The following is a 24668-nucleotide window of genomic DNA, read 5'->3' on the forward strand; positions in this document are numbered from 1 at the left end:
GCTCCTGCGCCGACGAGTTGAGACTTCGAACACCTCCCTCAACGGCACGGGAGCCTCGTGCGTTGCGGACACCGACGTCATCACTCGATCGGTGGCCAAGCTGAAATAGCTCAGTGATGCCGCCAACCGGAGGCCTCGGGCCATGCGCGTTCGTCCGGGGCCGACCGCCTGGCGATAGGAGGCTTGCCTGTGGTGCTCCTTCCATCTCACAACGCGCCCTGTGCGGCTACAGGGGCTAACGGTCGAGCAAGCGAACCACCTACCAGGGCGTCAGAGTCACAGGACACCGCGTCAGACTGTGTCCGGCCAGAGCCTTCACGTCCAGCTTCACAAGCCTCAGAAGAGCTGCGTCTGTCTTGTTCCGATGATTGGATGTGTTCCATGGAACCCATCGATTTCGGTGACATGTCTGACCTCAGAATCCGGCTCCAGGTACTCGCTGAGGAAGCTGATCGCCGTCTTGTCACCGTCTTTGGCTCAGGCATCAGCAGTGAGATCCTTCCGAACGTAACAGAACTGACCGGAATCTTTCGCGAGCAGGTACCACCACAAGGACGCGATAAGTACGACAGCGCAATCAGCGCTATTTCTGATCCCGGCCACAAGTACCAGGGTGCTGCCGCCATTTTGACCCGGCAGGCCGGTGAGAAGGCGGTGATGCGTGCTATCCGGACTGCAGTCCTACGAGCCTGCAACGATGTGCCTCCTGGGGAAGTTGCCAACGTCGCTCGTAATGAGGCCCAGTGTCGCGAGTACGTCAGGTCCGGGTCCTGGTCAATTCCCACGGGATATAAACACTTCGCCGAGTTCTTTGCTGGATTGGATGGAGGAGTCCGCGGCCCAGTTATCACTACAAATTTCGATCCGCTCATCGAAATCGCATTGCATCAAGCGGGGATCAGCGCTGAGCCTCTCCCGGTTCCCATCGACTCTTCCCCCACCCTCGATCAGATGCGAGAATTCATCTCCCAGCCCGTCCTGCACATTCACGGCTATTGGACTGGTTCGGCAACGAGCAACGTGCCAGCGAGGATCATTGCCGACAGACCCAAGCTTGACCGCGTGCTGCAGGCCCTACTAACCGACTCCGTTGTCTTGGTAGTCGGATACAGCGGGTGGCTTGATGGCTTCATGAAAAGCCTGCGCAGCCGCGTTCTTAACGAAGCAGATGCCTTGCAAGCCGAAGTCCTTTGGGCCGCCTATGAGAAGGAACCAGCCAAGGCAATCGGTCAGGGCGTACTGCGCGAGCTAGTGGGTGCTCCTGGCTTCACCCTTTACCTAGACGTAAACGGCCACACTCTCTTTAGTGACTTGCTTGAGAAGCAAGAAGGCGAAGCTCAGGAGACGGCCATGGCCACTCCCAACGGCTACTCCAGAGTGCCAGTTCAAGCTTCTGGAACTGAATATAATCCCGCCCCATTCGCTGATGGACACCAGCCAGGCTGGGTCGATGCAGTGCCCGGCCGTTGGCCGACTCTTAGCTCGACAATTGAGCTGGAGCGAGAATTGTGCCATCGACTCGACAGCGGGTCCGGAGGCGGTGTCGTCGCCATCGGCCCTCTTGGGGAGGGGAAGTCACTAGCAGCCCGGCAAGTTGCCATGAAGGTCGCGGCTGCTCGCACCGACTGGAATTTCCTCTGGCGCGAGCCAGGTGCGCCCCCTATTACCGAAGCAGGGCTGCGCCATGTGCAAGATGTCTGCGGTCCCCGTACCGTCATTTGTATTGACGAAGCCGATCTTGTCGGCGACGATCTCGCCGCCACCCAGGGGCTCTGGGGCGCTAAGGACTCCGGCCTCGTATTCCTGCTGACCAGCCATGACCGGCTATGGTGGCAGGGGGCGGGGCTTCAATTGCGGCCACGCATCAGTGACGTTCTGTTCCATGGAATCACGCGCGAGGATTCCGAGGAAATCGCTACGGCCTGGGAGCGTATGGGACTGTTGCCCCCTACCGAGGATAGACAACATCAACGAGAGACCGCTTCAGAGCGCCTCCTATCGTCGGCTGGCGATATGGCTGCGGAGAGCAACACTCTTTTCGGTGCTGTGCTCGACGTCCGCTACGGGTCCCAGCTAGGCGACCGCGTCGAGGACCTCTTGAGAAAGCTGCGGGAGACTAAGCTCACTGACGAAATCAGCATCGGTGACGTATTTTCCGGGATCTGCGTGATGCAGAACGCTCTCGACAAGAATGGGAATACAGGTAGAGGGGCCAGTCGATCGGTGATCGCCAGAATGGGAGGCTTGGACCCTGTATTCGCCGACGGTAAAATTCTGAAAACGCTCGGTCGCGAGGCGGCGGTCACCTTCGCTGGAGATCGCGTCTATTCTCGGCACTCTGCAATTGCCGCGACCGTAGTCGACATTCTACGCAAGGATGGCAACGCCGAGAAAATCTACAAACTCGTTGGCAGAGCAGGTGGCGAGATCAGGGTCGCGGATGGGAGATCAGAAGAAGACGGACACAAGGACGCCTACCTGTTGTGTCAGAGCCCAAGCCTTTCCCTCCAAGAATCCGTATGGGCAGCAGTGGGAGCCATTGAAGGAAGCGACGGACTCCTGGAAGCCAAGGTCACCCTGATGTCAGTTCTGCGGCGTGAAGACGACAACCGATCTCTAGTCTTGGCTCAGGGATTGGCTCCCACCGTGTCTGACTACGTTGACTTCGGGGGTGCCATCAGAGCATTCCTAAACGATTTCTCGATTTCAATGCGCCAAGCGCACCCTCAGACCGCTGCGGGACTTGCAGCTCTCGCGCTCGATGACAGAGTGGGCTTCGAGTTGGATGCATATCGAGCTGGATACGCGCTTGTAAGTCTTGCGAAAGCGGCGGATCGGTTGAAAGGGCAAACGGGCGGAGGGTCTACGGTCGGCCTCACGGAGACCTGCTACGTCTTGATGGAACGAATCCGTGGAGCAGATGATACGAAGCATCACCTTAGGAGTCTGCGGCAAAAACTCGACAACCTAGATGCGTTCCGGGAGCAAAGTGCCAAAGATCTCACGGGGAACCTCGCGCAGAAGCTTCACGAAGTAGCGATGGCAGCTGTGCGGGAAGCCGAGCTTCCCATTGAGCTAAACGGCGTTCTTTCATTCGACACTCTGCGGAGGTTGGCCGAACGGAGGCCCGGCCGACATTCCCATATCAATATCCAGTACGGAAAGTAAACGCCAGCACGCCCAAGGACGCGGCGCCTACTACGCCGGACACTCGAACTGTCGACCACCCCTCGCTGTGCAGCCGTTGCCCGAACTGGCGGCCCGACAGGGAAACTGCGGTTCGCCGTACGCCGCTGGACTTGGGCCGGGCGACAGCGCGGGAGAGGAGGGCACCACCAGTGGGCGTACGTGAGTTTGCGCTGAACCGCCATGATGATCAGCAACTTCACCAACCCGTATCGCCGTCCTCTTCCAGCGCCTTTGTGATTTTCGCGTTGGCCGCTTCCTCGTGGCCATCGATGCAGCCGTGGTAGCGGCGGTGAATCACCTCGGGCGAGTTGCCGACTCGCCGGGCTACCTCAGCGATCGGGACCCCGGCGTTCAGCCACCGCGTGATGCATGCGTGCCGCAGGTCGTACGGGCGCCCGGCGAGCGGCGATTCGACGCGGTCCGGCGGGAGGGCGAACAGTCTCGCTTCCTCCCACACGCGCCAGTACGTGGATGAGCCGACGACTCCCCCGCGCTCATTTCCGAACACGCGCCCCTCCTTGGCGGTCCCGAAATAGTTCAGGTGGGCCCGGAGGATGACGACCAGGACGGGCGGGATGGGGACCGGGCGGTCGGTGTCGGACTCACGCGCCTTCAGGCCCCGGCGGTCGTGCCGCTCCCCGGAGTCGGTCCACTGCTTGCCCGAGACAGGGCGCGTCTCCCGCAGCGTCAACGTGCCCCAACCCTTCTCCGGTAGGTGACAGTCAGAGAGCCTCAGCCCGACCGCCTCAGCGGGCCTGAGCCCCGCGTAGTAGAGCACCGCATAGAACGCCACCAGGCGCCGCCCGCGGCTGCGGTCCCACGAGCCGACGTAAGAGACGGCGGCGAGCAACTGGCGCCCCTGTACGGCGTTTACGAGCACACGGCGGTCCACCACCCCACCGGAGCCCATGCGCTTCCCACGGGCTCCATGGAGCGGGTTCTCGGGGAGTTCCTTGGCTGCGACTGCGTGTTCGAGGGCCGTGTTCAAGGCGCGCCGCCGCCGTCTATGCGTCTCCCCCGCCGCCGGGGTGCCGTCCAGCCGGTAGCTCAGGCGGTACAGCACGTCCTCGAACACCTCAAGGTCGACCAGGTCGACAACTGGACGGTCCTCCTTCGTGAGCCACTCGTACGCGGCCTTGAGTTCGGCTGGCGGCTCGTGTCCCGCGTTTGCGGGGACAATCGCCCACCGGAACGCCAGACGCAAGTACTTGTCCTCCGGGGTGTTCTCGCCTCGCTTCACCATGGCCAGCGCCACAGCCGCGAGACCGTCCGCCATGCCCTCACGGGTCTTGGCGGCGCTCATGCGCCACCGCCCAGCGACGTACTTCCGGCAGAACTCGAACCACCGCAACGACGGCCTAACCTCAACCGCCGTTGTCGCCGCGCGGACTTCGGACTCAGGCTGTCCGCTTGCGATCTCGAACGCCTCGCCCCGGCGCATGGCCTGCCGCAACTCCGAGCGTCGGTTATCGGCGAGTGCCGACGTGGCGAACGTCGCGCTGCTCACCTTCCCGCCTACAACCCAGCGGAGTTGATACGGGCGCGCCTTCCGGTCAACCCTGGTGACCTTCCACAGCCGGACGTCGAGGGAGTACCCCGGCCTTGCCTCCCCGTGCGGACGGAGAGGCGAGGCATCATCGGTCGTGCTCACGCGGCGTCCTCCCGCTCCGCAAGCCAACGCTCGTATTCGGACCTGCGGATGCGGACGTCTCCGTTCGGCAGCTTGATCGAGCGCGGGCCCTTCCCAAGTTGGCGCCACCGGTAGAACGTCGACGGAGCCACCTTCAGATCAGTGATGACCTCCGCGACGGTCAACTTCTCCTCCAGCGCGCGGGAACTCATACCGCCGTCCCTTCGGCCTCGGTCGACCCGGACAGCCCGGACAGCTCCGATTCCGACTGTCCGGGTTGTTCGTGCTGGTCAGATGGAGTAACCGGACAGCCGGACAGTCCGGACACCTCCGGTAGGCCCTGTGTCCGGGTCTCGGTGTCCGAGTAGTACCGGCCGCTGCCGTCCCTGGTGAGCTGTCCCGCTTCGGCCATGCGGGAGCACGTCCGGCGGATCGTGTCGATGTCGACCTGCGACAGCTCGCCCGCCATGTCCTTGGGCTTCGCTCCGGGGTGAGCGCGGACGTAGCGCAGGATCGCGGCGCGGGTGTCCCCGACGGTGTGGTCGGTCACGGGGCCGTCCAGCAAGTGCCAGGCTCCGGAGGCGGATTGGAACTGAAGCGCGTACTCGGCTTCGTCCACGTCGCGGCCGGTGACGTGCAGGATGCCGTCTGCCTGCCCGCGGGCCCGCTTCAGTACGAGCGTGGCGTCTGCGGCGCCCGCGATGCCGTTGGTCCCGGAGACCTCCGTCAGGAAGTCCTCGGAGGCTGCCTTTCGGACGTGGTGGACGAGGACGACAGCCACGCTGTAGTGATCCGCGAGTCGTTTCGCGTAGCTGACGGACACATAGTCGGCGTCGTACGCCGACACGCCTTGCGGGGCCTGTCCGCGCATTTTGGCGAACACGTCGATGACGACCATGCGCGCATCGGGGTTGCGGTCCAGCCACTGGGCGATGGCCTCTGTGCCGCCCTGGGGGAAGGGCGGGCACTCGGTGACCAGGGTCAAACCGGCAGGCGCCGGCTCTCCTCCCAGGAGCTTGCCCATGCGGCTCTGAAGGCGGCGCGGGGTGTCTTCCAAGGCCAGGTAGAGGACCGGTCCGCCCTGGACGGGCACGGAGTCGAACGCCTGTCCTCCGGCCGCGACCGCGAGGGCGAGCCCGAGGGACAACCACGACTTACCAACCTTGGGCGGTCCAGCGAGCAAGCTCACGCCTTCGGCGAGGATGCCGGGCACGGCCCACTTCGGCTCGGGGAACTCCGTGGCCATGAGCTGATCCGCTGTCCACGCGGTCCGCGGGCGCTCTCGCTTCGGCGGTGCCGCTGCTGAAGGCTGAGGGTCGCTGGGCACGGAGTACAGATGCAGGGGCGGGATCGGGTTGGCGCTCATGCCGCGACCGTCCTGGGGCGCCGTGCCCCGGCCCTGAGCCCGGAGGCAACAGTGCGGCGCGCCTCGCGCTCGCCCTGGCCTACTTGGAGAGCAGCGGTCAACAGCCAGCCGGTCACGTCGGCTTCGCTCAGCTCTCCCCCGGCAACGAGCTGTCCGAGAGCTACCGAGGCGATGTACAGCGCGTTGTTGTGCTGGTCCTCTCCGGACTCGGCGACCCGTGCCACTTCCCCGTTGACCGCGGACCGTAGGAAGGCCGCACGGCGTCCGCGACCGGCGAGGGCGACCCTGATGGGCTTCTGTGGCGGCAGCGGGGCGGGCCGAAGGAGTTCGGCTAGCCAGCCCGGCAACGGCGCCGTAGGGGCGTGGTGGGCCACCTCGTACGGGCGTCCGGCGAAGGTGCTTCCCGCGGCGACAACGAGTCCGCCCACGGCTCGGGTGTCGACCTTCCAGCCAAGTCCTCGGGCGCTGTCCCCTGCGGTGTTGCGCAGAGGCTCGCCCTCGGGCGCGGCGAAGTACAGGTGCGTACCGCCGCTCCAGGTGCGGACCGTGTACGTGTCGGCGGGGAAGGGCTGACCGTGGCGCTCGCAGAGCACGGCGAGCACGTCGGCTCCCTCCGTGACCCCGTGCTCGGCCCAGTCGGCCGGCGGGGTGTCGGTGGCGTGCTTGGGCCGGTCCAAGTCGATGATGACCAGGCCGGAAGGTCCGGCGGCGATACCGACGTTGTACGCGGCGCGTGACCAGCATCGGGTGATGCGCTCGCGGTCGGTGGTGGCGTGCTGTTCCCATGCGGAGATGGCGGGGCGCTTGTCACCAGGCACGAGAGGGAAGACGTGCCAGTCTCGCGACGCTGCGTCAAGCGCTGAGGCGAGCTGGGCAGGGCCGTCGGGGTACGGCATCCTGGGGTTCTCCTGTTCTGTCTTCGGATGGGCAGGGAGAACCGCGGCGGCGGGCGACCTTGCTGGGGAGTCCCGCCGCCGCGGCGTTGCTACTGGTTCTTGGCCCAACGGGCGTATTCCTGGCGGACGTAGCCGCGCGGGTGGGCGATGGTGGCCGGGTCGTCGGGCCCGTACGGGTCGCCGTAGTAGTCGCCGTGGCCTTCCTGGTCGGCTGTGATGAGCTGCCGGGCGGCATTGGCTGCGATGTCGTCGCTGCCGTTGGGGATGCCGTCGGCCTCGTAGCTCAGGACGATGCGGTCCAGCACTGCGGCTTTGCGCAGCCAGTACTCACGGCTCACGTCGTCGTCCTGTGAGTGGGTGATCACTGTCCTGGCCGCTGCTGCGGTCCATGCGATCTCTTCGGTGACGTCGGGGGCGGTGGCGTAGGCGTTCTTCGGTGCCGGCCAGGCCGTCAGCCACACCTCGGTTTCGTGCAGGCGTCGCGTTGCGGCATGCAGCTTGGCGTCCAGCACGGCGGGGGCAACGTCGGTGAAGGAGTGGAGGGCGACGGTGGCGGCGATGATGACGTCGCAGAGTTCGTCGGCCACGTCCGCGGGGCTGTGCGTGATGCCCTTGCGGGGGTTCTGGCCCGTCATCCCGATGTATGCGGCGGCGGCCTCTCCTGCTTCCTCCGTCACTTTCAGCAGGCGTGCGGAGATCTCTTTGTCGTCGGTGCCGTTGGCCTCGTTGAGGGTGGTGGCGATGCGGTGGGTCGCTGGCCACAGAGCGGTGCTCATGCGGACTTCCTTTCAAGGGCGGTGAGTTGGAAGGGCAGGGAGGCGGGTGCGGTCCGCTCGGGCAGGTGTCGCACGTTGGTCTTGCTGGAGGTGGGGGCGTCGTCGTGGAAGCGGTGGGTGCCGAGATCACGACTTCCGGCGTGGTGGCGGGGTGCGTCGGGGTGGGTGTGGTTCCACCGCTCTGCACACACCTTGTGGACGGGCTCGTCGGCGTGCGAGCGCATCGGCGTGGGCTTGCGGCACAGGGCGCAGGGCAGGTCTTCGAACCGGTCGAAGTGCAGGGCCTCACGCCAGATCAGCAGGCGCACCGCACCCGCGTTCATGCGGCGCGGTGGTGCGTCGGTAGCTCCGGCAGGCCCGCCGCATCCAGCGCGGTGGGGTCGAAGCCGGGCAGCATCGCGCGGGCGGTGAGCGCGGCGGCGAGCTGTTCGGCGTAGGCGGCGCCGGTGCGGGCCACCTCGATCTGTGTCGTACCGCGGATGGTCTCGACACGCTCGATGTGGGCGCGTTCCTCGCGCCGGTCGCTCACGTGCCGCTCGAACGCCACGCGTGTGCGACGGTCGTCGCGCCAGTACCGGGCGGCGAGCCCGTACGTGACAGCGGTGGCAAGGACCCACAGCAGCAGGGGCAGCGAGATGCCGTCGGCGTATCCGGCGACTCCGGCGAGGGCGAGCCCGCCGGAGGCGGCGAACGCGGTTCCGGCGATGACGGGGTCTCCGGCGCGGCCGACGCTCGCGCAAGCGCCGGCCGCCGCGGCGGCGAGGGACAGCGCGGTCATCAACACGGCATTGCCGAGGGAGTGTTCGGCGCCGTTGGCGTTCCAGATCCGGGCCAGGATCAGCACCGTGGACGTGGCCAGCACCGGTGCCGTTTTGGGGGCGATGAGGGCGAGCCAGTGGCGCGCCACGATCTGTTCGTTCACCGGGTGCTCCTACAGGTCAGGGAGCGCGGTGACCACGGCGCTCATGAGTTCGTTGACGGTGGTGGCGGCGCCGCTGTCGGCGAGATAGAAGCCGAACATCACGGCGACGAACGCCGAGCCCGCTCCGAGGGTCTTGGAGCGCAGCAGCATGAACAGCACGAAGCCGAAGAGCAGGGCGAGGGAGATGGTCACGGCCATGCCGGTGACCTCCTTTCGGGTCAGTGGGTGCCTTCGCGGTAGATCCGCTGGGCGCGGTTGAAGAGCCAGCGGCCGATGCGGACGCGCTTGCCGCGGCCCTTGCAGCGGCGGCAGCGCTTGCCTCGCTTCGGCCGTCCCTTGCGGTCGGTGGTGGTGGCGAAGCCGAAGCCGTTGCACTTGCGGCAGGTGCCGAACGGGCTCCCCGCACACACAGTTGCGTAACACAGTGTGATGATGAGCAGGAAGGCGGCAGCAAGGGCTATGGGGGTCATCAGGGTCCCTCCAGGCCGGTATCCGGGGTTTTCGCAGGTGGGGTGCTATCCGCTAGATCGCAGATGGGGTGTCATTTGGGGTGCTAGCGGGGCTGCTACCGGTAGCAGGTGAGCCCGCTACCGGTAGCAGCCGTCCGGGGCTAGGCGGCACCCCGGTTTCCGTCACGCTCCGCAATCGCTGCGGTGAGGTCGTCGCGGGCGATGCCGCGGCGGGTGGTGCGCTCTCCGTCGTCGGTGGTCCCGGCCACGCCGGTGGTCTTGATGCCGTGCGGCTTGAGCGCGGAGGTGACGTTCTCGCCCTTCCAGCCGCCGTAGACCTCCGGCCGCAGCTCGGCGAGCCGGGCGGCGATCCGCTCGTTCCACACCCGGTTCTCCGAGGGCGGTACGACCGCGGCGACATCGGCGAGCAGGTCGTACGACGGGCCCGAGGTGCTCTCGGCGTCCTCCCCCAGCGCGTGCCCGGACAGCGTGCCCTCTGCCTTGCGCAGCGCATGCGCGCGCTGAGCGATGGCGTGGGTGGCGTTGTCGTCCAGGTAGGCGGTGCGCACCACGACCGGCAGCGCGGTCGCGCCGGCGAGGTAGCCGTTACCGGCGTCGATCTCCGGACGGAAGGAGGTGGCGCGCACGCCGTTCTTGTACGCCGACGTGCCCAGGATCATGTCGTTCTCGGTCTGGCCCGCGACCTTGAGCGCGAAGCGGATGGACACGTTGCCGCTGATCCCCGTGGGCAGCGAGTCCTTGTCCGGGCGCTGCGTGGCCAGTACGAGGATGACCCCCAGGGCGCGACCGAGCTTGATGATGAACTCGGCGTCGTCACCTGCCCCTTTGCCGTACTTGGGGTGCGCGAACAGGTTCTGGCACTCGTCGAACACGCCGACCAGCGGCCACAGCTTCAACGAGCGCTTGTCGGCAATCGCGCGGGTGATGCGCTTGTCCGGGCACAGGTCCCGCGGCAGCTTCTTGATCACGCCCGCACGCCGCATGACCTCGGCACGCAGCAGCTTCAGCGAATCCGCCGCGTACTTGATCGAGTCGTCGTCGATGCCGGACACGAACCGGTGACTGACGCATTCGAGCGAGTCCAGGTCGCCGGTGCCCTTGTTCTCGTGCAGCCACAGTTCCACCGACGGATCCAGCGCCGCACCACAGGCCAGCACCCGCACGGAGGCGGTCTTGCCCTGGCCGGGCAGCGATCCGACCAGGATGTTGTGCTGGATCATCGGCACCGACTGAGCACGTCCCCGCGGGTCGATGCCGAACGGGTTCCGCTTGAAGATGTCGTGCCGACGGGCGTTTGCCAACTGCCACTTGACGATGCCGGTCTTGGACAGGTCCCGGTCCCCCACCCACAGGATCAGGCGCCCCTCGTGCTCGTCAGGGTCGGCGTCCGGCCACACGCACCCCAGCGGTCGGCGCAAGCCGGAGGCGAGCCGGGAGCGCCTGTCGGCCACGTCCGCGACCGTGACCCCGAGCGGCAGGTCGATGTCCGCGCGCCAGCCCGGACCCTCGCGGGTGATGGGTGAGACGAACTTGATGCCGTCCTGGCCCTTGGCCACGGCACTGGCGATCTGGCCGATGCCGATGGAGGCCATGGCCTTGACCACGATGTCGCTGGTCAGCTTCTGTACCTCGGTCTTGATGACCGCGCGGGTGGCGAGCGGCGCATCCGCCGGCGCCCCGGCCCACCCGCAGCCGAGCACGGCCACGATGACGACGATGACCTGCGTCATCGGCTCCGCACCGAACACGAGGAACAGGCCCACGCCCAGGGCGAAGATGCTGCCGAGGATGGTGAGGATCATCCGCAGTCGGACACGCCGGTCCCGCTGCCGGGAGAGCTTCAGGTACTCGTCCACCTGCTCATTGGTGGCGGTGTACTGGCGCAGAGCCTCGCCCTCGGCGTCCACGGCCCAACGGCCGATCCTGCCCAGGGTGTTGAGCGCGCCGCGCGGGGCGCGCCAGACGAGTTTGGGCAGGTAGACGACCGGGACGCGGACCGTGTGGAAGGCGACCGTGTGCCAGGCGTGTCCGGCAAGCCAGCCGAGCGCTTCCTTGAACTCAGTGCGCGACTTCAGCCACGCCGGGAAGACGTCCAGTCGCTTGGAGTTCTTGATGCGGTCGATGACGCCGGGGCCGGACACGGTGGGCACGGCGCTGTCGACCAGGGTCGACCGTGCGTCGGGCGACTCGGTCGGCTCCGGGTCGGCCGACTTCGACGGCCGGGAGTCGGCCGACGGGTCGGCTGTCGAGTCGGGCGACCCGTCGCGCGCGGTGCGGGCCTTGCCGAGGTCGACCACCTCGCCCCCGGCAGGGGCGGGCGGGTCGGTCATTTCGGCTTCCAGACGGTTGAACAGTTCGTTGTCGTCGTCGGGGTGCTTCACTGAGACTTCCTTCCGGATCTGCGGGAGGTGGGCCCGGCCGAACGCTGTGGAGGTGAGCGGTCGGGCCCGTGTGGTGCGGTTCGTGCGTGCCCCGGGCCGGATTCGATCCGGCGCCCTCACGGCCGTGAATGCCGGGGCCCTCTGCCTGGTCAGGTGGCGCGCTGTTCCTCGGTGGCGATGCACAGGCCACAGATTCCGTACGAGGTGGGAATGCAGTAGCCGACATCGATCCGGCAGCGGGGGCAGGTGCGGCGGGCGAGCATCGCCAGCGCGAGCGCGCCCCACTTACGGGACGTCATCGGCCGGACCGGCTTGGCGCGGTCGACGCGGTAGAGGTACGCGACCCGCACGCCTCCGGCCCGTCGGTTGGCCCGCATCACCTGAGCCGCGATCGGCTGACCCCCCGGCCGCAGTCCCCGGGCCCGGAGCTGTCGGCGGGTCGACAGGCCGTCGGGGGCCAGGCGCCACGGGTAGGTGGGAATGCCGTGCAGGGTGCCGGCCGGGTCGTAGCACTTACCGAACACCGCGGACATCAGACCGCCGCCCCCACGCTCGGGGCCGCCGTGCGGGCACCGGCGCGGCCGGAGCGGCGTCCGGTGACGGTCGCGAACAGCCGACCCAGACCCGCGCGGCGCAGTCCGGCACGAGCCTGCTTGGCCGCGTACATCGCCTCATCCGCCCGCCGCATCAGCCCGGACAGGTCATCGGCGGGGAAGTCCGTGGCGCGGACCCAGCCGAGTGAGACCGTGGTGTGCACTGCCGGGTCCTCGCCCTCGACCGGCCGGGCGAGTACGCCGCGCAGCACGGCGAGCAGGTCGGCCACGGCGCCGTGTTCATCGAGCAGCACGGCGGCGAACTCATCGCCCCCGAGCCGGCCCACCACTCCGAAACGGCCGATGTGGTGAGCGAGCCGATCGGCGGTCGCCTTCAGCAGCACGTCACCTGCGGCGTGGCCGTGGGTGTCGTTGATCTGCTTGAACTGGTCGACGTCGGCCAGGACCACCACCGCACGCGGGTCCTTCAGCAGCACCGTGGCGCAGCGGGTGAAACTGTCGCGGGTGCGCAGGCCGGTGAGCGGGTCCCGGCGTGCAGTGTGCAGGCGAGCGCGCAGCCACCACACGTGGACCGCCCATCCCGCCGCCCCGGGCGCGCCGTACAGCAGGGCCGTGGTCAGGGTGCTCATGCCGCCGCCCCCTCGCCGGTGTCGGTGTCGGTGTCGGTGTCGCCGATCGGGTGCAGGCGCCGGCCGTCCGCGCGCTCGCCCAACAGCAGGTCCCGCAGGACACGGGAGTTCGCTGCCGAGCAATGCAGCGTGGTGCGGATCGCTTCGGCGTTGATCGCGTCATCCGTCCAGGCCGCGGTCTTCTCGCGCGCCTCGGCGAGCAATTCCGTAGGGGTCCGCGTCACCTTGGCGGTCTTGGCCTTGGCCTTGGTGGTGGCGCGCTTACGGGGCGCCTTGGGCGCGTCCGGCTTCGACGGCTCCGCGGCCCGCGGCGGTACGGGTGTCGTGCCGTCGCTCTGCGGGGTGAGTTCACCCAGCTTCAACAGCACACGTTCTGGGCGGGGCGTCTTGGAGCGCCACCGGCGACCGTGCCGCTCCCGGAGCTCCGCGCGGGCCAGCTGCCGCTCACGCTCCCTGCCGAGCGCGTCGGCGTAGGAGGTGACCTCCCACAACGTCATCCGGCGCCACAGGGCGAACGTGGACAGTGGGGCGAGCAGCCAACGGGAGCGGCGGATCTTCTCCATCCGGCGTCCGGTCACCGCACCGATCCGGGAAGCGTAGACGTGCGCGGCCACCTCGGACAGCACTACCCACAGCAGCGGCATCGTGCCGTGCGCCAGCTTCGCGGACAGCGACTGTCCGGCCGCGACGTTGAGCCAGCACGTGACACCGGTGAGGAACCAGGGCACAAAGCGCACCCAGCTCAGCGGCATGTCCATCCGGATCAACAGCAGATTCACCAGGGTGAAAGCCGGAATGGCCGCGTCGATGCCGATCGGCAGCATCTCCGGAGTGGCGAAGCCCCAACGGGCTCCGGCTGCCGAGACCGTGTCGAAGGACGCGATCAACCCCATCCCGCCGACGCCGACCCCCAGGACCACGGCAAGACCGAGGAGAACCTTCTCCTTACCGGCGAGCCGCGGCACCGCCGGACGCTCAATGGCCTGCGTCGTCATGACGCACCCCCCGCCGGCGGATTGACCAAACCGGTCAGGGCGGCGATCTCGTCGCCGGTGAGGATGTCGCGCTCGTTCATGGCGTGGGCCACGGTGCGGATCTCGCGCCACAGATGGGAGACCTTGCGGCGGGCCATGCCGCGCACCATTCCCCAGGACTTCCCGCCCTCGGGGACGTGGTCGCGACCGAGCCGAAACCCGTGGCGGGCGAGCATGTCGACGGCCAACTCACGGTCATGATCGGCCTCGCACGCGGCAGCACGCTCGGGGGTCCACAGCCCGTAGACCATGAGGTACTGCACGTGCACCAACGGTCCGGCCGCGCACTGTGCGGCGAACTGCCAGACGTCGGTGTCCTGCCCCTGCCAGGCGGTGTTGCCAGTGACCGCCCACCGGCCGGCAGGCGACTCCCAGGCGATCACCTCGCTCGTAAAGACGCGCATGCCGTAGGCCAGGGACAGCACGGCGTGACCGGCTTCGTGGAACGCCATGCCCAACCGGGCCTGGTCGTAGCTCAGCGGCATCTGGATGTACGGGCGCGGCTTGCCCGTGTGATCGGACAGTTCCTCAGCGGTGGGGGCCAGCGTCCTCACGCCGCCACCCCCTTACGTGCCGCGCGACGACGGGCCGGGCGAGCCAGCGGGACCACGTCGAACAGGTCCGGGTTCTCCTCGATGACCTCCGCGGCCATACGGATCAGGTCGTCGGGAAGGCTCGGGTCGTCGGCGAGGATGTCGCGCGCCGCGTCCTCGCGCGCCGCTCGCTCTTCGTCCGTCTCGCCCTTGACTCCGAGCCACAGCTCGACCGGGGTACCGAGTGCCAGTTCCGCGAAGTCCTCTGCAGAGGTGGCTTGTTGATGGCCGATGTACGTACGCATGGACGTTCTCCTGCGTCGATGGGACAGGGAGAGGTCCGGCGACAGGCGACCTTGCTGGGGAGTCCCGCCGACGGACACACACGTGCTCAGGACAGTGCGGACCCCGGGGACTACGCTCCGTTGCACCACACTGAGGTACATGTATTACGTGTTCCTCATAATGGAGAGAGGGGTTAGCCCCGTCAAGCCCTTCGGCTGTTCGAAGTTCTGCGAGCCCCTCCGCTCGACATGCCTAGAGACTGGCTTCTCCGACGGCGACACTCGACTTCGCGCCTGTACGACCTGGGTCGTCCTTAGCTAGCGTGAAGTCGTACCAAGTCGTCCCATCTGGCCGGAGGTTGGCGTGTCGAACGAGCGACTGCGCGGCGCGATAGTGGACTTGGGCTTGACCCTTGATGAGGTCGCCCAGCGGCTCGGAGTCGCATCCAAGACGGTCGAACGCTGGATCAACGAGCCAGAACGCAAGCCCTATCGCCGCTTCCAGTACGCGACAGCCTCCCTGCTGAAGTGCGAGGTGTCATACCTGTGGCCAGATGAACGCACATCAGCCGAGGTCACCGCCTCTGGCAACGCGGAGCTGGTCAGGCTCTATCCACATAGGTCCGTCGTGATGCAAACCCTCTGGACGAACCTCTACTCCAAGGCGACCCGTCAGTTTGACCTGTTGGTGTACTCCGGGTTCTGGCTCACGGAAGACGCGACGTTCCACCGCATCGTGAAAGAGAAGTCAGCCGACGGAGTGCCCATCCGCCTCATCCTTGGAGAGCCCACGGCGCCAGCCGTTGCGGTCCGCGGCGAGGACGAAGGGATCGGCGCGGCGATGGCAGGCAAGATCCGAAACGCCCTCATCAACTACGGCCCGCTCTTCGGCCTCCCTGGGGTGGAGTTTCGGCTGCACGGCACGACCCTCTACAACTCGATCTACCGAGCCGATGACGAGATGCTGGCGAACGGGCACCTCTACGGCGTCGGCGCCTACATGGCCCCCGTGCTGCACCTGCGACGCGTGCCCGGCGGTGAACTCTTCGACGCCTACGCTGAGAGCGTTGAGAAGGTCTGGGAATCGGCCCGCCCGATCTCCTCCCCTGCCGATTGGGAAGGCACTGCCTGATGAGCCGCATCGACTACTTCCGCGACCCGAACGCTCCTCAAGCCAACTCGGTGGTGCCCTCGGTCACTGCGGTCGTACGAGACGACGCGGGGCGGTTGCTACTCATCCACAAGACAGACAACGACCTGTGGGCACTGCCCGGCGGTGGCCACGACATCGGCGAGCGCATCGGGGAAACTGTCGTCCGTGAAGTCGCGGAAGAGACCGGCATTGATATTGAGGTAGACAGCATCGTGGGGCTCTACACCGACCCTGAACACGTGCTGGCGTACGACGACGGAGAGGTCCGGCAACAGTTCTCCATCTGCTTCCGGGCCCGCCCCGTTGGCGGCTCTCTGCGTACGAGTAGCGAATCAAAAGAGGTCCGCTGGGTTGCCCCAACGGACCTCGATGGACTGGACATTCACCCGTCGATGATGCTCCGCATCCGGCATGGTCTCGACGAATCGCGGCACCAGCCCCACATCGGCTAACCGTCGACAGAGACCTGCACCAACCGGTCCTCAATGCGCTTCGCCGCTGCGTGGATCTCAGGAGCCGCGCGCTGAATGAACCGCCCGACAATCGTGTCAGGTCCGTACCGCTGCACAATCTCGTCCAGCCTCTCGGCCGGCATGGTCTGCCTACCGTCGGGGGTCGTCGTCATGTCGCAGTACAGCAGGGCGTCCACCAGGTCCGGGCGCTCCAGCTCGAACTCCCCCTCAAGCTCTTGCCTCAGTCCGCGCTCCTCGGCTTCCAACAGGGCGCAAGAGTGGTGAGCCACGAGACGAACGACCCGCTCGTCTGCCCTCTCCTGGTCCCGGAGGAACCGCGCACCGTCCAGCGGGTGAAAGCCCGTGGTGGCGATGGCTGGCGAGTACCCGATGTCGTGAAGCACTGCGGCGGCTTCAAGCAACTCTGCATCGGCACCCAGGATCGACCTAAGGGAGCGAGCGCGCTCGGCAACCCCCAGCGAATGAGCCCACCGACGCGGGAGCGGATCAGACAGCAGCGATTCGGAGAGCGAGTACGCCCACTCAGTCAGTCCCATGACGGCCAAGGCTACGGCCGAACCGCGGGAGCTGGGAGAGCGCGTACTGTCCGCCCCTTGCCGTGGACTGTGGCAAGTAGTCCGTGCCCCTCCATCTGGGCCAGAACCCGGCGCACCGCGGTGCGCGACGCTCCGAACCGTTCGCACAGTTTCGCCTCAGACGGGTACGCGTCGCCCACTGAAAGCGAGTCCTCCTTGATCACATCGGTCATCCGTTCCGCGAGAGACCGACGATCGCCACCCCGAACGACGCGCCACCCGATGCCGGGCGCCGACTCAACAACACTGTCGGCTTCGAGAACTTTGAGGGCACGACGGATCGTGTTGCGGGAGACGCCATGCACATCCATGAGCTCAGCCTCAGACGGCAGAGCACCACTGCCCGCTCCCGCTTCGATCTCGCTTCGCAGCGCCTCCGCGATGACCAAGTAGGTTCCACGCGGGCTGGCTTCCGGCACTTCAGCTCCTCTCGTTCCGCCCGATGCTCGCTGTCAAGAGTGCCACCATGCCGCGCAGCGCATCGACGAACAGGAGTGTCCCACGTGTCCGGCTGTCCGGTTAGAGCTCTCACCTGCATAAACGGGCCGGACAGCTCTCAGCGCGGGTGTCCGGGCTGTCCGGTCGCAGACGGCCGTGCAGCTAGTTATGGCAGCACGCGAAGATGATCATCAATTGGTACTGTTGACGGGGGAAGTGTCGTGATTAGGAGCTCGTCAGCAGCACGCTTCCCAACCTTGCCAGCCGCCGAATATCGCGTGCTTACAAGCCTCTTAGTGATACGCCAACGCCGCACCCCTAGATCCACTCGGTCAGATTCCAAGGGATTCATACGGTCATGCGCGTATAGCCATGCACTATCAGTAAGCGATGGGTGATTATCGTAGCTCAGCAGCCACCTGAACTGAGCCTTAGTCCTAAGGTAATGAGCGAGGCCGAGATGCAGAAATTCCGCACCCTTTCCTGAATCTACTACCCCAGAACTGCCGTAGCCACCTCGTGGGTCAAAGGAAGTTCTGTACAGCAGTGATGACTTATCAATGTACGGTGGGTCTAGATAGGCGATCACCCGTGACGGAAGCAGTTGCGGATACCGCTCCGGAACATCATCGAGCGTACGCCTCCAGTCCTTACGCCAGACATCGACAAGTCGCCCGATATCGTACAGGTGGCCAACGTAACGAACGCGCTCGGCAAGGGCTTCTGCATTCCATCGACACCCGATGGGATATTTGCTTTCTTGCGCTCGGCCGCCAATAGGCCCAGCTTTTCCGTGCAAAATCCCCGAGAAAGTAGTTCGATTTAGGAAAAGGCATTGCATAGCAGCCGCAAGGCGACGGTTGCGCGGCGCCATATCGGCTGGCGGCTTCCAATTCCTCCAATAGTCCCATCGTTCGACAGCAGTAGGACCTCCGAACTTCACAAAGCGATTCCACTCATCGTACATACGGTCCACCAGCCGCTCTGTATCCTCGGCTGCAACCTGCCAAAAAGCAGTGACGAGCGGATCGGCGTCGGCGAGTAGGATGCGATCAACGGTACCGTCGCCGATCATCCGCAATGAGGCAGAGGCTCCCCCCGCAAAGGGCTCCACGAGCAAATTGATCTCAGGGACCTCGCGTGACTGCTTCGCTGAAGTGATCACTCGCGCGATCACAGGAGCAAGTGCAGACTTGGCGCCTGGGTAACGAAGGGGAGATTGGTAGCGCCCGCGTGCAAGACCGTGATCCACTGAGGCCAAGTCCGCGGTAATCGCCTTTTCATGGCCGTTGATCGCGTCACCTGTACCCAAGAGCGCAGCAGTTCGCGCCAGCTCATCGGTTGCAGTGGCCGCGATCGGCTCTGTCAGGGTGGACATGCTTGTATTCTGCCTGATAGCGCCGCCACTTGGTACATGGCACTACCTCTTGAAGTAGGTCGGTGGCTGTACCGCCTGCATGTCAAGCTTAAGCCCCGGAATGTTCTGCTGAGCCATCATGGTCAGAACCGAACGACCAACTCCGAGCGGGAGCGCTGCCGCGGAGTGCGCCAACGCCACCGGAATGACCGCATGTTGGTACATACGGGTTCGCAACGAGTCCAGCACCTCGCAAATCAGACGAAGCGTCGGGTACGCGTCCCAGCCCTCAGCAGCGCTGCTGCCATCGTAAGGACTGACTCCGGGCGCCGCAGGCACCGTGATCACCAGTGGGTCGCCGGCCTGGGTGCGATAGATGAATCTCCGTCCGTAGAACTCATCCACCCCGTAGTGGTTACTCTCTGACCGGCCCGAGATCCGATTGATGTAGTCGTTAGTCAGACGCATCGCGTGGCCAACAGGAATCCAGTCAGCGATCTGCTCGGCGTGTTCTACGAATGCTCCGCTCTTCTCAATCCCGACCATCAGCGGAGCAACTAGGTCCTGAGCCTTGCACCAACTAGCGAGATCTCCAAGGTGCTCCACGAAACGTCGCTTGAGTGGTGCCAGTGGACCGTGCAATGCGAGAGGCCCATCAGTGACAAAAATCGTATGCCGGAGGACCTCAGGAGCCGAATCCGCGAAAAAGTTCAGGTAGCACAAGGTCATCAGCCGCTCAGCCACGCTCATCACACGGCCCATGGGTGTGAAGTTGGATCCTTCGACGTTGTACTCTTCATGCGTGCGAAGCGCGTCAGAAAGGTACAGCGCGCCGCCGCAAGATGGACAACTACCACCACTCGCTGCCACGGTGAGCTGTGCTCCATTCGGGGCGGATTCACCGCAGTTGGGACACACTCGGAGAGGAATACGTTCCGCACGAGCTTTTCGGGTTCCGTACAGCGCGAGAAGGCCGTCAGCCAGAGTCATGGTGGTACTGGAGTCGAACCGAGAGCTCATGAGAAAAGCGTCGAGCTCACTTCGCCAGGTATCGACCCCACTCATTCCAGGTCGCACGAGTTGCGACCCGGGCAGCGCAACGTCGAAAGCGTACTCTGTTTGCGACTTTCGAACAGCGCGGGGGTCGATGTAGCGCTCAACAGCCAGGGCACGGAAAGCGTCGAGCTGCACCATTGAGCCAGCTACCCTCAGGTAGCCAACCTTGACGGTCGGATGGTCGCGCGTGGCCTCAACCTCAGTATCTGATCCGTCAACTGTGATCGAAAAGTCGACATCTTCCGGGTCACCCACGCGAGGTAGGCCTTCCAGGGGAAGACACAAACTTTCGATCTCGTCCTTGCTGTTGGGCCTGGAGCTGGTTATCTCCCACCGTTGCAAAGCGGCCTTCACCGCTTCGTTTCGGACGGTGTCCACATGACCGAGGCGAGAGGCCTTCTCTCCGGAGTACGGCATGGGTTACCCGTCGCTTTCTGCCGCTGAAATATCGGCAAGGCCAGCCGCCTTGCGAGCCTCGTTGACCATTGCATGGTCAAACTTAGCAATCTGTGCAGGGACGATGTACTTCCCCGAATACGTCTTCATACGGACGAAGCCCACGTCTTCTGCACGAATAATGCTCGGAGCCCATACCTTGAAGTCGTAGTAGTGGGAAAGCTCGCGGGTTTCGTGATCAGAGTTCAAGTGCGCCACTAGCCAGTTAGACGTGTTGGACAAGATGCGCTTGTCAACAGACGTAACCTCTTGCGTGGCGTAGATCAACCCCATCTTATATTTTGCAGCTTCCTTGGAAAGTCGCACCCAAGGGTCGTCAGCCACTTCCCGTCCTCCACGCTCAAACAGGTTGTGAGCTTCCTCTACTACGATCTGCATTTCCAGCGGGTCCGAATCCTCTCGGAACCGCTCACCCGCCTTATTGAGCAAGTGTGTAACAATCCGCTCCGACATGACCTTGGCGACAAGCTCATTACCACTTGACAGGTCAACAATCGATAGACGACCCGCGACCATGTCCTGCCAGAGGAGTTCCGCTACGTCTCCTGCCGACTCGGCGCCGTGAAATGGCCGAATCGTCCTGATGGCTGACGTTACACCCGTGTATTCATAGACCCCAAAGATATCCGGGAAACGCGAGTTCTCGTCGTGCCACTTCGGAAACTCGGCGGATCGCTTACCCACCCAGTTAGCAAGAGCTAGTGCAGCGGTAGGCGAATTGACGGCATACTTGCCCCTCCCGGCCGGCGCAATGGCATTCGGGTTTTCCTTCAGGAAAGCATCAGCCTTGTCCTGGGGCAGAGCAACGTTGAGCGCCGGGAAGCGAGGGGTTGTGAAGCCACATTTGGCGAGCAACCCATAGAAGGCTACGAGCGCCCAGCCCCAACGGTTATGGGCGCTGAAGTCCTGACGGTCTGGTTCAGTCAGGTCTGCGGAGCGAAAGCTCTTGGCGTAGTTAGTGTTTACCTGCGCGGTCGCGTCGCTTACAAGGCTCCACGCCGCCTCCAGCACGTCGCGGTCATAGAAGTTTAGTCGAAGTGTCTTCTCGCGGGAATCGCTCGGATCTGGAACAACCTTGTAGATTCTCACGGTCCGATCATCATCGCCCAGCAAGCGGAGCCCCGTACCGTCCTGCCGATTGACGTTTGCATACTCACCTTGAGGGTCGAAGATGAGTTGGCCTATTGAACGCTGATGCTCAGAGGCGTATCGGTGAACGGCTGTCGCAAGCGTCTTGATGGTGTTGGACTTACCTGTCCTGGTCATACCAAATACTGCGGTCTTGCGCCCAACGAAGTCCGAAACGTCAATGCGAACGTCCGCCTGGTCGGTGCCAGCAATCAGCGCCTTACGCCGCGTGGCAGCGAACCGGACCTTGCCAATGGCGAGGGAATCGCGTTCGTCGGCGGCCGCTGGGTATGAAGCTAGCCACGACAGGACGTCAGTCGACGGCAGGAATACCTGATATCGAGCAGAGACAACAACATTGTCGATATCGGCGCCATATTCGACTCGCGCATCTCGTGCGTCTGTCTCGGTATAGAAGGTTCCCAAAACCTCACAGTCGAAGGCAGACTGCTGGAGCTCGTTCCGCGTCAGGACGTCCGTGACGTCATCAAAGTCAACTCCCGAGGCACCAGCGTCGCGTACGACGGCAAGCCGGGTTTGAATGAGCTCAGACTCGTTGGGAAGCGGCGCAGTACCACGAACGCGGAGCAAGATGATCTCTTGATCTTCAAGGATGAACCCAGCCTCCGTGCTGTCCCCGGCCACTGCAAGCAGAAAGCCACCCCGAGGGACGCCGCCAGCCTCATGCTTCTTAAAATCGTCGGTAAGGACCACCGCTGAGTCGTAGTCCAGTCGGAAGATTCCGCCGACCGGCCTACAGCCTTGATTGATCAGAGCCGTCAGAGGCTTCCTGAGCTGCGTCGAGTGCTGAACCTTCGCCGCGATCCCTGTCACGCGGTCCCTCCCTCATCCCCCCGCGCACGAGCGCGACGCTACGTCCGATGTCCCCGGTAGGCGCGACAGATCGTACTGCTGCCTACTGACAGTCAGTTTCGGCGTCAGCGACTATGTGTGTGGCAAGTTCAGCTCAAGTGACCGAAATTGATCGATTGGCTCACACATCAGACCGATCCACCCCTTCCAAAACATCTGATTACACCCCTCACTCCCACAAACAGCAGAGAGAGATGGAAGTGCGACTTTCCGAGCCATACGGCCAAAGCGGCTGTAACACTCAGGGGGGTGTCGCTCCACCTGCATAGGACAGTCTGTTCGTCGAATGGCGTAACTCTCTCGGAGAACCGCCGCGGTACCTCGAAGCGCTGCTATGCGCTGCACCGTCTCCGCTCATCGGCGCGCTCGGGGCACCAGCGGTAATAGCTGTCGTCGAGGTTGCGGCTGTGCGTTGTTCGGCCGTGCTTGGGTCGCCATCCACGCCAGTAGCGGGTGTTGCAGCGATTGCACAACGGCGCGCGTACAAAGCCGTGCGTGTGGCAGTGATCCCATACGCTCGCCCGCACGGTCATGCAGCTCGCGCACATGAACTGTGCAGCGGTCGGCCAGTTCCGTCGGCCGGCAGGATCGACCCGGTAGTGCTCACCGGCCAGCTCACCGTGATACACCACCGCGTCCGCGTCGCTCCCTCTCGCGCCGTAGACGACCGCAGTACGGGTGCACTCGCCTTGCTCGGCCACCACTGCATCGCCGACACGCTCGAACCAGCCTGCGGCATCCTGTCCGTGATGCTGCCCCAGACATGAGCACTGGCATTCAGCGCCTGTTGCTTCCAGACATGCCCTGGTGCATTGCGACAGCCTCGACATATCTCGGTAGAGCACGATGAACCCGTACCGGTCGACCGCCGCCGTCACCAGCCGCACGAGGCTGCTGCGTGGCAGGTTCCATCGGTCGCCGTTGAACTCCGGGGAGCGAATGCCCAATGTCTCGTGCAGCCAACGGCGGTTGCCCTTCCGAGGCGGGATCTTGGCGACGACTTGCCCGTTCAAGGGGAGCCACACCATCGCCACCGCTCCGAGCCCGGGTTCCGTTACTACACGTCCATCGACGATACGTACCGGTAAGTCGGCCATCATGATGCAAAGGTGACATGCCCATTGGCAGTGAGGAACCCCGCCTCCGAGCATCAGACCGAGTCTGGCGGTTCCGCTCGGATTCAGGCACCCCCTCGCACGACAGCCCCCCAGTGTTGCAGCCCGTCGGCGAAGCCGACCTCTCAATCGCAGGAGCCGGAGGCGACTTCCGATCTAGGCCGCCTCCCATGCACGCACCCTGGCCCCACTACGGACCCACCCCCACCTGATACGCACTATCTGCGATACACGGAGCCACTGCCCACCTCTCGGGATCAAGGGACCCCCTGTTCAGAGGCCGTTCGCAAGTCGAACTCTGATTGTGCTCCGGAGCCGTGTGCGCAGGTTCGAATCCTGCCGGGGGCACCCCGCATAAGGTGCCCGAGGACCCCGCCATCAGCGCTTTCGCTGGGGACGGGGTCTTGGCGTTTGTGCAGGCGGATGCCGCCCGAAGCGGCCGTATGTCGGGGTCCGTGGACGAGCTGTGGACGGGATCTTGGAGCATTCCCGCAGGTGATGAGACTCATTGGAGTCAGGTGGGCCCACTCTTCGTTATCGTCGTCCCGGTCTTGGACCGTGCCGCGGGCGGGGAGCCTGAGCGTTGCTGGAGGCGTCGTGTCGTCTTCAGGGGCTGTCCGCGGGCAGATTGAATGGACGAGTTGGGGGATCTCGTGGATGTGACCACGCTTGCCGTCGCGCTCATCAGCGTCGGAGGAACCCTGGGCGGAACTCTGGGCGGGGCGGTGCTCAGCCAGCGCGCCACCCGAGAGCAAACCCAGCGTGCCGATCGCGAACGCGCAGAGGACCGCGACGACCGAGCGCAGGAAGCCAGGCGGGATCTCTATGCCCGACTGAACGCGACGGCTCGCGCTTACCGAGTTGCCGCCCGGGACGCGGTCCTGGCAGCCGAGCGTGGTGAAGGCATCGAGCAAGCAGTCCTCGACACGGCCAAAGAAGCCTGGTCAGAGCAATACTCTTTGGCGCAGATGGCACTACCGAAGGACGTCCATCAGATCGCCTCAACTCTCAACAGGGCGCTCGGAGTCGGGTATTCCGTCGTAAAGCAGCTGCCGACCAGACCTGACCCAGATGGGTCGTACGACCGGGCCAAAGACTGGTTCAGCCGCCCGCTGTCCGACGGGGTGTATCTGTTGCAGGTCGCTCTGCGCCATGACCTCGGCGTCGAGGTCGAGCCCGACTTCGAGCACACTCGTACGCGAATGCTGGCTACGCTCGACAGCGAGCGGAGGAGCCTTGAGCGCCTGCTCGCCTCTGAACTGGCTCAAGCCACACGTTCTGCTTGACGGGCAGGACAAGCGACGGAAATCCCCTGGGCGTGGCCCCAGAGGCTCGGACACGACAACCGAAGGTCCACCCCGGTAAACCGGGCCGCTCGCC

Annotated in this window: 25 protein-coding genes; 4 read left to right on the forward strand and 21 right to left on the reverse strand. The window is 64.8% G+C overall.

The window, feature by feature from the left end; genetic code table 11:
* Positions 1–381: 381 nt before the first annotated feature.
* Positions 382–3168, forward strand: coding sequence for an SIR2 family protein (locus tag ACFVKT_RS16315; RefSeq protein ID WP_385731838.1), 2787 nt, complete (start codon positions 382–384; stop codon positions 3166–3168).
* Positions 3169–3385: 217 nt separating this feature from the next.
* Here ACFVKT_RS16315 and ACFVKT_RS16320 read toward each other — a convergent pair whose 3' ends face one another.
* From ACFVKT_RS16320 to ACFVKT_RS16390, 15 genes are all read right to left on the reverse strand, one after another.
* Positions 3386–4840, reverse strand: a complete 1455-nt coding sequence (locus ACFVKT_RS16320; RefSeq protein WP_385731840.1) for a tyrosine-type recombinase/integrase — start codon at positions 4838–4840, stop codon at positions 3386–3388.
* Positions 4837–5031, reverse strand: coding sequence for a helix-turn-helix transcriptional regulator (locus ACFVKT_RS16325; protein WP_385731842.1), 195 nt, complete (start codon positions 5029–5031; stop codon positions 4837–4839). The genes ACFVKT_RS16320 and ACFVKT_RS16325 overlap by 4 nt, the downstream gene beginning before the upstream one ends.
* The gene (locus ACFVKT_RS16330; protein ID WP_385731844.1) at positions 5028–6185 is read right to left on the reverse strand and encodes an AAA family ATPase; all 1158 of its coding nucleotides are present in this window, start codon (positions 6183–6185) and stop codon (positions 5028–5030) included. Before ACFVKT_RS16330 ends, ACFVKT_RS16325 begins: the two co-directional genes overlap by 4 nt.
* Complete coding sequence (locus ACFVKT_RS16335) at positions 6182–7003, reverse strand: bifunctional DNA primase/polymerase (protein ID WP_385731846.1); 822 nt, start codon at positions 7001–7003, stop codon at positions 6182–6184. The genes ACFVKT_RS16330 and ACFVKT_RS16335 overlap by 4 nt, the downstream gene beginning before the upstream one ends.
* Before the next feature lie 167 nt (positions 7004–7170).
* On the reverse strand, positions 7171–7857 hold the full coding sequence (locus ACFVKT_RS16340; RefSeq protein WP_385731848.1) for a hypothetical protein: 687 nt from the start codon (positions 7855–7857) through the stop codon (positions 7171–7173).
* Complete coding sequence (locus ACFVKT_RS16345; protein WP_385731850.1) at positions 7854–8180, reverse strand: hypothetical protein; 327 nt, start codon at positions 8178–8180, stop codon at positions 7854–7856. The genes ACFVKT_RS16340 and ACFVKT_RS16345 overlap by 4 nt, the downstream gene beginning before the upstream one ends.
* Positions 8177–8779, reverse strand: a complete 603-nt coding sequence (locus tag ACFVKT_RS16350) for a hypothetical protein (RefSeq protein WP_385731852.1) — start codon at positions 8777–8779, stop codon at positions 8177–8179. Before ACFVKT_RS16350 ends, ACFVKT_RS16345 begins: the two co-directional genes overlap by 4 nt.
* A 9-nt stretch (positions 8780–8788) precedes the next feature.
* Positions 8789–8977 (reverse strand): hypothetical protein, encoded by a 189-nt coding sequence (locus tag ACFVKT_RS16355; protein ID WP_385731854.1) that lies wholly within the window; start codon positions 8975–8977, stop codon positions 8789–8791.
* A gap of 20 nt (positions 8978–8997) precedes the next feature.
* A complete protein-coding gene (locus ACFVKT_RS16360) occupies positions 8998–9249 on the reverse strand; it encodes a hypothetical protein (RefSeq protein WP_385731856.1) in 252 nt (83 codons plus the stop codon).
* A 140-nt stretch (positions 9250–9389) separates the two neighbouring features.
* Positions 9390–11630, reverse strand: a complete 2241-nt coding sequence (locus ACFVKT_RS16365) for a cell division protein FtsK (protein ID WP_385731858.1) — start codon at positions 11628–11630, stop codon at positions 9390–9392.
* A 149-nt stretch (positions 11631–11779) separates the two neighbouring features.
* On the reverse strand, positions 11780–12163 hold the full coding sequence (locus tag ACFVKT_RS16370) for an RRQRL motif-containing zinc-binding protein (protein ID WP_385731861.1): 384 nt from the start codon (positions 12161–12163) through the stop codon (positions 11780–11782).
* Positions 12163–12813 carry a GGDEF domain-containing protein gene (locus ACFVKT_RS16375; protein ID WP_385731863.1) on the reverse strand — a complete coding sequence of 217 codons (651 nt, stop codon included), beginning with the start codon at positions 12811–12813 and terminating at the stop codon, positions 12163–12165. Before ACFVKT_RS16375 ends, ACFVKT_RS16370 begins: the two co-directional genes overlap by 1 nt.
* Positions 12810–13808 carry a DUF2637 domain-containing protein gene (locus ACFVKT_RS16380; protein ID WP_385731865.1) on the reverse strand — a complete coding sequence of 333 codons (999 nt, stop codon included), beginning with the start codon at positions 13806–13808 and terminating at the stop codon, positions 12810–12812. The genes ACFVKT_RS16375 and ACFVKT_RS16380 overlap by 4 nt, the downstream gene beginning before the upstream one ends.
* Positions 13805–14401: a hypothetical protein gene (locus ACFVKT_RS16385; protein ID WP_385731867.1), complete on the reverse strand. Its 597-nt coding sequence runs from the start codon at positions 14399–14401 to the stop codon at positions 13805–13807. Before ACFVKT_RS16385 ends, ACFVKT_RS16380 begins: the two co-directional genes overlap by 4 nt.
* A complete protein-coding gene (locus ACFVKT_RS16390) occupies positions 14398–14685 on the reverse strand; it encodes a hypothetical protein (RefSeq protein WP_385731868.1) in 288 nt (95 codons plus the stop codon). The genes ACFVKT_RS16385 and ACFVKT_RS16390 overlap by 4 nt, the downstream gene beginning before the upstream one ends.
* Before the next feature lie 343 nt (positions 14686–15028).
* Between ACFVKT_RS16390 and ACFVKT_RS16395 the strand changes: the two genes are divergently transcribed.
* Both ACFVKT_RS16395 and ACFVKT_RS16400 read left to right on the forward strand, forming a co-directional pair.
* Positions 15029–15796: a helix-turn-helix transcriptional regulator gene (locus tag ACFVKT_RS16395; protein ID WP_365245437.1), complete on the forward strand. Its 768-nt coding sequence runs from the start codon at positions 15029–15031 to the stop codon at positions 15794–15796.
* Positions 15796–16269, forward strand: a complete 474-nt coding sequence (locus ACFVKT_RS16400) for an NUDIX domain-containing protein (RefSeq protein ID WP_385731871.1) — start codon at positions 15796–15798, stop codon at positions 16267–16269. The genes ACFVKT_RS16395 and ACFVKT_RS16400 overlap by 1 nt, the downstream gene beginning before the upstream one ends.
* Here the strand turns inward: ACFVKT_RS16400 and ACFVKT_RS16405 are convergent.
* From ACFVKT_RS16405 to ACFVKT_RS16430, 6 genes are all read right to left on the reverse strand, one after another.
* Positions 16266–16826 carry an HD domain-containing protein gene (locus tag ACFVKT_RS16405; RefSeq protein ID WP_385731873.1) on the reverse strand — a complete coding sequence of 187 codons (561 nt, stop codon included), beginning with the start codon at positions 16824–16826 and terminating at the stop codon, positions 16266–16268. The two genes, ACFVKT_RS16400 and ACFVKT_RS16405, sit on opposite strands and share 4 nt — an antisense overlap.
* Before the next feature lie 11 nt (positions 16827–16837).
* Entirely contained in the window at positions 16838–17284 is a 447-nt protein-coding gene (locus ACFVKT_RS16410; protein WP_385731875.1) for a GntR family transcriptional regulator, read from the reverse strand.
* Between the two features lie 185 nt (positions 17285–17469).
* Positions 17470–18681 (reverse strand): DNA adenine methylase, encoded by a 1212-nt coding sequence (locus ACFVKT_RS16415; protein ID WP_385731877.1) that lies wholly within the window; start codon positions 18679–18681, stop codon positions 17470–17472.
* 42 nt (positions 18682–18723) lie between these two features.
* Positions 18724–20094 carry a hypothetical protein gene (locus ACFVKT_RS16420; protein WP_385731879.1) on the reverse strand — a complete coding sequence of 457 codons (1371 nt, stop codon included), beginning with the start codon at positions 20092–20094 and terminating at the stop codon, positions 18724–18726.
* Between the two features lie 42 nt (positions 20095–20136).
* Positions 20137–22134 carry an ATP-binding protein gene (locus ACFVKT_RS16425; protein WP_385731881.1) on the reverse strand — a complete coding sequence of 666 codons (1998 nt, stop codon included), beginning with the start codon at positions 22132–22134 and terminating at the stop codon, positions 20137–20139.
* A gap of 371 nt (positions 22135–22505) precedes the next feature.
* Entirely contained in the window at positions 22506–23273 is a 768-nt protein-coding gene (locus ACFVKT_RS16430; RefSeq protein WP_385731883.1) for an endonuclease domain-containing protein, read from the reverse strand.
* 647 nt (positions 23274–23920) lie between these two features.
* On the opposite strand from ACFVKT_RS16430, the gene ACFVKT_RS16435 reads away from it, so the two are divergent.
* Positions 23921–24574, forward strand: a complete 654-nt coding sequence (locus ACFVKT_RS16435) for a hypothetical protein (RefSeq protein ID WP_385731885.1) — start codon at positions 23921–23923, stop codon at positions 24572–24574.
* The last annotated feature ends 94 nt before the right edge of the window (positions 24575–24668 follow it).

Origin of the sequence: Streptomyces sp. NPDC127595 (assembly GCF_042671685.1) — a bacterium.
Lineage (GTDB): Bacteria > Actinomycetota > Actinomycetes > Streptomycetales > Streptomycetaceae > Streptomyces.

What these genes read in the sequence shown, in the direction of transcription:
- ACFVKT_RS16330 (WP_385731844.1), bottom strand. Translation starts at nt 6,185, where the DNA reads ATGAGCGCCAACCCGATCCCGCCCCTGCATCTGTACTCCGTGCCCAGC.
- ACFVKT_RS16315 (WP_385731838.1), top strand. Translation starts at nt 382, where the DNA reads ATGGAACCCATCGATTTCGGTGACATGTCTGACCTCAGAATCCGGCTC.
- ACFVKT_RS16370 (WP_385731861.1), bottom strand. Translation starts at nt 12,163, where the DNA reads ATGTCCGCGGTGTTCGGTAAGTGCTACGACCCGGCCGGCACCCTGCAC.
- ACFVKT_RS16415 (WP_385731877.1), bottom strand. Translation starts at nt 18,681, where the DNA reads ATGTCCACCCTGACAGAGCCGATCGCGGCCACTGCAACCGATGAGCTG.
- ACFVKT_RS16380 (WP_385731865.1), bottom strand. Translation starts at nt 13,808, where the DNA reads ATGACGACGCAGGCCATTGAGCGTCCGGCGGTGCCGCGGCTCGCCGGT.
- ACFVKT_RS16435 (WP_385731885.1), top strand. Translation starts at nt 23,921, where the DNA reads ATGGACGAGTTGGGGGATCTCGTGGATGTGACCACGCTTGCCGTCGCG.
- ACFVKT_RS16340 (WP_385731848.1), bottom strand. Translation starts at nt 7,857, where the DNA reads ATGAGCACCGCTCTGTGGCCAGCGACCCACCGCATCGCCACCACCCTC.
- ACFVKT_RS16325 (WP_385731842.1), bottom strand. Translation starts at nt 5,031, where the DNA reads ATGAGTTCCCGCGCGCTGGAGGAGAAGTTGACCGTCGCGGAGGTCATC.
- ACFVKT_RS16390 (WP_385731868.1), bottom strand. Translation starts at nt 14,685, where the DNA reads ATGCGTACGTACATCGGCCATCAACAAGCCACCTCTGCAGAGGACTTC.
- ACFVKT_RS16375 (WP_385731863.1), bottom strand. Translation starts at nt 12,813, where the DNA reads ATGAGCACCCTGACCACGGCCCTGCTGTACGGCGCGCCCGGGGCGGCG.
- ACFVKT_RS16345 (WP_385731850.1), bottom strand. Translation starts at nt 8,180, where the DNA reads ATGAACGCGGGTGCGGTGCGCCTGCTGATCTGGCGTGAGGCCCTGCAC.
- ACFVKT_RS16405 (WP_385731873.1), bottom strand. Translation starts at nt 16,826, where the DNA reads ATGGGACTGACTGAGTGGGCGTACTCGCTCTCCGAATCGCTGCTGTCT.
- ACFVKT_RS16430 (WP_385731883.1), bottom strand. Translation starts at nt 23,273, where the DNA reads ATGATGGCCGACTTACCGGTACGTATCGTCGATGGACGTGTAGTAACG.
- ACFVKT_RS16360 (WP_385731856.1), bottom strand. Translation starts at nt 9,249, where the DNA reads ATGACCCCCATAGCCCTTGCTGCCGCCTTCCTGCTCATCATCACACTG.
- ACFVKT_RS16400 (WP_385731871.1), top strand. Translation starts at nt 15,796, where the DNA reads ATGAGCCGCATCGACTACTTCCGCGACCCGAACGCTCCTCAAGCCAAC.
- ACFVKT_RS16355 (WP_385731854.1), bottom strand. Translation starts at nt 8,977, where the DNA reads ATGGCCGTGACCATCTCCCTCGCCCTGCTCTTCGGCTTCGTGCTGTTC.